The sequence below is a fragment of the Novosphingobium colocasiae genome (assembly GCF_014652555.1).
Lineage (GTDB): Bacteria > Pseudomonadota > Alphaproteobacteria > Sphingomonadales > Sphingomonadaceae > Novosphingobium > Novosphingobium colocasiae.
On record NZ_BMZA01000057.1, the window covers coordinates 1 to 1,331 of the forward strand.

General features: G+C 65.3%; 2 protein-coding genes. Both read left to right on the plus strand.

Features of this window, described 5'->3' with window-relative positions; translation table 11 throughout:
- On the plus strand, positions 1 to 674 hold a 674-nt coding region (locus IE122_RS18190; protein WP_189622637.1), incomplete at its 5' end, for a sugar phosphate nucleotidyltransferase.
- Between the two features lie 19 nt (positions 675 to 693).
- Positions 694 to 1,331, plus strand: a 638-nt coding sequence (locus IE122_RS18195) for a class I mannose-6-phosphate isomerase (protein ID WP_189622638.1), incomplete at its 3' end; no start/stop codon positions are given.

Below are 1,331 nucleotides of genomic sequence, written 5' to 3' on the forward strand. Positions count from 1 at the left end.
CGGCGGCGCTGGCCGGGGAGGGCTGGCTGGTGTCGTTCGGGATCGAGCCGCATGCCCCGGAAACCGGCTTCGGCTATCTCAAGCGCGGCGAGGCGATCGAGTCGTCTCGCGGCACCAAAGGTTTCCGCACCGCGCAGTTCGTGGAAAAGCCCGATCTCGAACGCGCCAAGGGCTTCCTGGCCGAAGGCGGCTATGCCTGGAACGGCGGCATCTTCGCGTTCCGGGTCAAGGATTTCATGGACGAGCTGACCGCGCATCGCCCGCAGATTGCTTCTGTCATCCGCGAGGCGGTCGCCAAGGGCAAGGAGGACGGCCAGCGGTTCTATCCCGATGCCGAAACCTTCAAGTCGGTCGAGAGCGATTCGGTCGATTATGCGGTGATGGAAAACACCACCCGCGCAGCCATGGTCCCGACCGATATGGACTGGTCCGATATCGGCAACTGGGATGCGCTGCACATCGCGCTAGGCGCTGACGGCAGCGCCAACACCGCACGCGGCGGCGAGGTCGAACTGATCGATTGCCGCAATGTGCTGGTCGATACCGACGGCCCGCGCGTCTCGGTGATCGGGCTGGAGGATGTCATCGTCGTGGTAGACGGCAACGACATCATGATCACCAGCGTCGCCGGGGTGCAGAAAGTCGGCAAGCTCGCCGGCGCGGTCAATCAGTAGGCGAGGGGTAGCGCGGAACATGGAAGGCCCGCTGCCGATCCGCCAGGTCGAGAAGCCCTGGGGCCAGGATATCCTGCCGCCGCCTTTCGCCACGCCCGAAGGCGCGCGCATCGGCGAGATCTGGTTCGAGCCGCCGCCGGAACTGCCGCAACTGCTGGTCAAATACATCTTCACCAGCGAAAAGCTGTCGGTCCAGGTCCATCCGTCCGATGCGCAGACGATTGCCGGGGGCTTGGGCAAACAGGGCAAGGAAGAGTGCTGGCTCGTCGTCGCCGCCGATCCCGGCGCGACGCTGGGCATCGGCTTTCGCGAGGAGATCGGCGAGGAGGCCATGCGCGCCGCCGCCTTGGACGGATCGATCGAGGACCTGATGGTCTGGCACGCGGTCAAGCCGGGCGATTTCTTCTACATCCCGGCCAACACCGTCCACGCCATCGGTGCCGGGGTCACCGTGATCGAAGTGCAGCAGAACAGCGATATCACCTATCGCCTGTTCGACTACGGCCGCCCGCGCGAGTTGCACCTCGAAGAGGGCATCGCCGTCGCCAAGGGCGAGGTCTATGCCGAAACCTGGCGCAAGACCGTGCCTGCGCAGGGCACCATGCAACTGGTGGATGGCCCGCTGTTCCGGCTCGATCAGGTCAGCGGGGTGCCTGA